Annotated in this window: 4 protein-coding genes; all 4 read left to right on the top strand. The window is 68.8% G+C overall.

Annotated elements, in window-relative coordinates:
- Window positions 1-1646, top strand: a 1646-nt coding sequence (locus VEG08_07720) for a transferrin receptor-like dimerization domain-containing protein (GenBank protein HXZ27875.1), incomplete at its 5' end; no start/stop codon positions are given.
- Between the two features lie 23 nt (window positions 1647-1669).
- Entirely contained in the window at window positions 1670-3628 is a 1959-nt protein-coding gene (locus tag VEG08_07715; GenBank protein ID HXZ27874.1) for a M1 family metallopeptidase, read from the top strand.
- A 12-nt stretch (window positions 3629-3640) separates the two neighbouring features.
- Entirely contained in the window at window positions 3641-4570 is a 930-nt protein-coding gene (locus VEG08_07710; GenBank protein ID HXZ27873.1) for a hypothetical protein, read from the top strand.
- A gap of 134 nt (window positions 4571-4704) precedes the next feature.
- The coding region (locus VEG08_07705) for a hypothetical protein (GenBank protein HXZ27872.1) at window positions 4705-5820 on the top strand (1116 nt) is incomplete at its 3' end.

Below are 5820 nucleotides of genomic sequence, written 5' to 3'. Positions count from 1 at the left end.
TCTACTCCGATCCCCGCGACGACGGCTACTTCGCCGGCGACGTCTTTCCCGAAGGCCCCATGCGTCCGCGCGAAGGGGTGCAGCGCGGCAGCGTGATGGATTTCCCCTCCTCCTATCCCGGCAACCCGGTGGGCGGCCCCGACGGCGACCAGCACCTGGCGGTGAAGGACGCGCCCAGCATCACCAAGATCCCGGTGCTGCCGCTCTCTTACGGCGACGCGCAGCCGCTGCTGGCGGCGCTGCGGGGCCCGCTGGCGCCGCGGGAGTGGCGCGGCGCTCTGCCCATCACCTACCACGTCGGTCCCGGCCCCGCCAAGGTCCACCTCCGGGTCATGTCCAACTGGGAGATGAAGAAGGTGTACGACGTGATCGCCCGCATCCCGGGAGCGGTCGAGCCCGAGCAGTGGGTCGTGCGCGGCAATCACCACGACGCCTGGGTGAACGGCGCCGAGGATCCGGTCTCCGGGCAGGTGGCGCTGCTGGAGGAGGCGCGCGCGCTCGGCCAACTGCTGAAGCAGGGCTGGAAGCCGCGGCGCACCATCCTGTACTGCGCCTGGGACGGGGAAGAGCCCATGCTGCTGGGCTCCACCGCGTGGGGCGAGGCCCACGCCGACGAGCTGCGCCACAAGGCCGTCGCCTACCTCAACTCCGACACCAACGGCCGCGGCTATTTGTTTTTCTCCGGCTCGCACATCCTGGAGCACTTCCTCAACGCAGTGGCGCGCGACATCCCCGACCCGGAGAGCGGGCTCTCGGTGTGGAAGCGCCACCAGCTCCACGATATCGCCGAGGCCCGGAGCGCCGAGGAGCGCCAGGAACTGCGCCAGCGTCCCGACCTGCGCCTGGCCGCGCTGGGCTCGGGCACCGACTACACCGTCTTCCTCGACCACCTGGGCGTGCCCGCGCTCAACCTGGGTTACGGCGGTGAGGACCCGGGCGGCATCTACCACTCCATCTACGACGACTTCTACTGGTACTCGCACTTTTCCGACACCGACTTCGTGTATGGGCGGGCGCTGGCGCAGACCGCAGGCACGGCCGTGCTCCGCCTGGCCGACGCCGAGGTCCTGCCCTATGAGTTCACCGACCTGGCCGATACTGTGCATGTCTACCTGAAGCAGCTCCAGGAGCTGCTGAAGCAGCAACAGGAGGAGGTGCGGGAGCGCGACCGGGAGTTGGACGAAGGCGTCTTCCGCGCCGCCATGGACCCGCGCCGCCCCACGGTGGCGCCGGCGCGCGAGGAGGTGCCGCCGCACCTCGACTTTGCGCCCCTGGAGAACGCCGCCGACGCGCTCACGCGCAGCGCCGCGCGCTACCAGAAGGCGCTGGCGCAGGCGCGCGAGCGCGCGGGCGCAGCCCTGCCCGCCGCGTCGCTGGAGGCGCTCAACGCCACCCTGCTGGAGAGCGAGCGCAAGCTCACCGATCCCGCGGGCCTGCCCCGGCGTCCCTGGTACCAGCACATGCTGTACGCGCCCGGCGTCTATACCGGCTACGACGTGAAGACGGTGCCGGGGGTGCGCGAGGCCATCGAGCAGAAGCGCTGGGCTGAGGCCGACAGCGAGATCCTGCGGGTGGCCAAGGTGCTGGAGAACGAGGCCGCGCTCCTCGATTCCGCCACTGCCGAGCTGGAGGCGCTGGGGAAGTGAGCCGCTGCGATACAATGCCGCGCGTGCCCAGAGCCCGCAGCCTGCTGCTCGCCGCCGCCGCCGTCTTCCTGGCGCTGGGCGCCGCCCGCGCCCAGACCTGGGAGCAGGCGGTGAATCCCGCCGCCGTCTATTCGGCCGACGGCAAGCCGCTCTCCCCGCGCGTGGTGCACTACACCATCGAGGCCAAGTACAACGAGAAGGCCCACACCCTCGACGCCACCGAGACCCTGGTCTATCGCAATCTCACCGGCCAGCCCCTCGACACCTTCCCCTTTCACATGTACCTGAACGGTTTCCAGCCGGAGTCCACCTGGGCGCAAGAGGGTCACCGGGACTTTCCCACCCTGGAGTGGAGCGAGAAGAACCGCGGCGCCGTCAACATCCAGCAAATGACGGTGGAGGGCATGGGCGACCTCACCGGGCAGTTGCAGTTCATCCATCCCGACGACGACAACGCCGGCGACCGCAGCGTGGTCGAGGTGAAGCTGCCCAAGCCGGTGCCGCCGGGGGCGTCGGTCACCTTTCACATCAAGTTCTACGACGTCTTTCCCGAGGTGGTGGCGCGCACCGGCTACATGCACGACTTCATCATGGGTGCGCAGTGGTTTCCCAAGGTGGGGGTGTGGTGGCACGGCGGCTGGAACTGCCACCAGTTCCACCTGAACACCGAGTTCTTCGCCGACTTCGGGGTGTACGACGTGAAGCTGACGCTGCCGCGCCGTTACGTCACCGGGGCCAGCGGCATCGAGGTCGGCAGCCAGGACAATCCCGACGGCACCCGCACCGTGACCTGGCACGGGGAGGACATCCACGACTTCGCCTGGACCGCCTCGCCGCGCTTCGTGGTCGCCGAGGGCACCTTCCCCGGCAGCGCCGGCCCGGTGAAGATGCGCGCCCTGGTGCTGCGCCCGCACGCCGCGCAGGCGCAGCGCTATCTCACCGCCCTGCGCCAGGCCATGTACTACTTCGATCACTGGTTCGGCCCCTATCCCTACAAGCAGATCACGCTGGTGGACCCCGATCCCGACTCCCGCGCCGGCGGCATGGAGTACCCCACGCTGTTCACCGCCGACACCAACTGGTGGATGCCCCGCGGCCTGCTCGCGCCCGAGGTGGTGGTGGTGCACGAGTACGGCCACCAGTACTGGTACGGCATGGTGGCCACCAACGAATTCGAGGAGGCGTGGCTGGACGAGGGCATCAACCAGTACAGCGAGACCAGCATCATGGACGAGCTCTACGGCCCCGACCGCTCGCTGCTCGATCTTTGGGGCGCCACCGCCGGCGACACCGAACTCTTCGCCCACACCTTTTACGTGCGCTCGCCCGACACCGATCCCATCACCCGCAAGGCCTACGAGTTCATGAACAACGGCGCCTACGGGAACGTCACCTACGGCAAGACCGCCAGCGTGCTGCACACCCTGGACGGCATGGTGGGCAAGGAGACGATGCGCCGCGCCCTGCACACCTACTTCCTGCGCTACCGCTTCACCCATCCCACCGGGGAGGATTTCCTGAAGACGGTGGAAGAGGTCTCCGGGCGCAAGGACCTGCGCCCCTTCTTCGACCAGGCCGTCTACGGCACCCAGGTACTGGACTACGAGGTCCTGAGCGTGACCTCCGAACCGGTGAACTGGTGGAAGCCGGAGCGCGACAGCGGGGCCGTCTTCCGCAGCCAGGTGCTGGTCCACCGCAGGGGTGATTTCATCTTCCCGGTCACGGTGGAAGTGCGCTTCGACGACGGGCAGGTGGTGCGCGAGAACTGGGACGGCAAAGACCGCTGGGTGCGCTACACCTACGACAAGAAGGCCAAGGTGGTCTCGGCCGAGGTGGACCCCGACCACCTCATCTATCTCGACCGCGACCTGTTCAACAACAGCCGCACCGCCAAGCCCGACACCACCGCGGCGCGCAAACTGCACAACTACTGGCTCTTCTTCAACCAGTGGATGGCGCAGATCGTGTCGTGGCTGATCTAGGAGAAGAGGAGAATGGCGAGCGGCGGAGGATACATCGGACGCGGCGCGGGGCTGGCCCGGCGCGACTGGCCCGGCCTGGCCTGGCTCTATCTGTCGAACCTGGTGCTGGCGGCGCTGGCCAGCACCGCCCTCTCCGCCGAGTTCGGCAGCGTGCTCAACACCAGTCTGGAGGCGCAGCGGCTGGCCCACGGCTTTGACTTGGCCGTCTTCCTCGACCTGCTGCTGCGGCCGGAGGTCACGCCCCGCCTCCTGGCTCCCGCCTCCCTCTCCTTCGCCATCGCCTTCGGACTGGTCACGTTGTTCCTCACCCCGGGCATCGTGCAGGGCTTCCTCTCCGAGGAGCATCCGCGCAGGGGCGCCTTCTTTCAGGCGTGCGGCCACTGGTTCTGGCGCTTCTTCTGGTTCGCCGTGCTGACCCTGCCGGTCTTCGGCATCGTGCTGGGCGTGCTCAGCCTCGCGCGCGACGCCCTGCTGAGCTGGGCGGAGAAGTCGCCGGAGCCGCGCCTCTATTTCTACGTGGGCCTGGGCACGCTGCTGGTGATGTGGGTGGCCGCGGTCGTCTTGCGCCTGTGGTTCGACCTGACGCAGTTCGCGCTGGTGCACAGCGGCAGGTTCTGGCGCTCCATCGCGACCGGCTTCCGCCTGCTGCGCCGGGGCTGTTTCCGTCTCTTCTGGATCTACTTTTCCATCTCGCTGGTGGGCTGGCTGGGCCTGGCGGCCGGCCTGTGGCTGTGGGTGAAGCTGCCGCCGGAGCGCGTGGGGCTGGCCTTCCTGCTGGGACAGGCCATCCTCATCCTCTGGCTGGGGACGCGCTACTGGCAGCGTGCCGCCGAGGCGTTGTGGTTCCGCGAGCACGCGCCCGCCCTGGAGCCCGCTGTGGCGGCCCCGCCGGCGCCGGTGGCCGCGGCGGCCGCGAGCCCTGAGGCGCCGCTTCCCGTTTAGGAATCCCTACCTTTTGGGCAGAACCGCAGCCTGCGGATCGGGCGTAGAATGTCTGCCACTCGCTGTCCGGCGGTGCTCACTCTTGCGCGCGCTGCCCGCTGTCCGGCCACGGGATCACATGCTGTGAGGGCCCCATGCCTGCAGTCGGAACCAGACGCGTCCTTCTTCTCACCCTTGCCTCGCTTCTCCCCGCCAGCCGTGCGCCCCTGGTGGCGCAGACCGCCGCGCCGCCAGCTTCCGCGCCGACCTGCTCGGTGCCTGCGGGCGACATCCTGCGCGTCATGCTCGCGGGACCGGTGAACGTCGCCAAGCTGCAGCCGGGAACGCGCCTGGAGGGCGAAGTCATGCGCCCGGTCTACGTGGTCGACCGGGAAGCCATCCCCGCCGGCGCCCGCGTCGAGGTCATCGTCGAGAAGGTGGAGAAAGAGAAGGTGGGCGGCGGGAAGCAGGGCTTCTTCGAGCACCTGGGCAGTCTCACCTCCCCGGCCAAGTACGGCTACCGCATCGACTTCCGCTCCGCCACTTTCACTCCGCCCAACGGCGCGCCCATTCCCATCCAGATCTCGTACGTGCAGGCCGGGGAGGTGGTGCGCCTGCACACCAGGGGCGAGGAGGTGCAGGTGGGCGGCGACAGCGCCAAGCAGATGGCGGGCATGCTGCCGGGGGTGGGCCGGGTCGAGAGCATCCAGAAAGGACACAAGCAGTGGGAGCAGTACCGGCATCCGGTGCTGGCGGTGCAACTGGAGCGGGCGGTGGAAGTCCCGGCAGCCGCCGGCGGCGCGGCGACGGCCATCGCCGCTCTCGCCGGCCCCATCACTCTGCCCCCGGGAACACACGCGCGCCTGCTGCTGCTCAGCGATCTGAGTGCCAGCGGCAGCCACCAGGGGGACACCTTCCAGGCCCGCCTGCTGGAGCCGGTGCGCACCCAGGAAGGCGTGCTGGTGCTGCCCGAAGGCAGCGTCTTCGACGGCCACATCTCGAAACTGGTGCCGCCGCGGCGCCTCAGCCGTGCCGGTTCCCTCCACCTCGCCTTCGACAAGATCACGCTGCGCGAGGGCGAGGAGCAGAAGGTGGTGACCGACAAGCTCGCCGCCTCCCTCGCCGCCACCGAGATGGACAATCAGTCCAAGGTCAAGATGGACGAGGAAGGCACGCTGCACGGCGCCAACCGCACCAAGAAGCAGTTCATGGAAGACCTGGGGCTGGGCCTGGGGATGCAGCAGGTGGTGGATGAGGCTGCGGAGATGGCC

It is taken from the genome of Terriglobales bacterium, from assembly GCA_035624475.1.
In the GTDB taxonomy this organism is placed as follows: Bacteria; Acidobacteriota; Terriglobia; order Terriglobales; family Acidobacteriaceae; genus DASPRL01.
Note: the sequence above shows the minus strand (reverse complement) of the source record. Positions and strands in the feature narration are given on the sequence as shown.

Excerpts from the sequence above, each read along its gene's own strand:
- VEG08_07710 (HXZ27873.1), top strand. The coding sequence starts at position 3,641 with ATGGCGAGCGGCGGAGGATACATCGGACGCGGCGCGGGGCTGGCCCGG.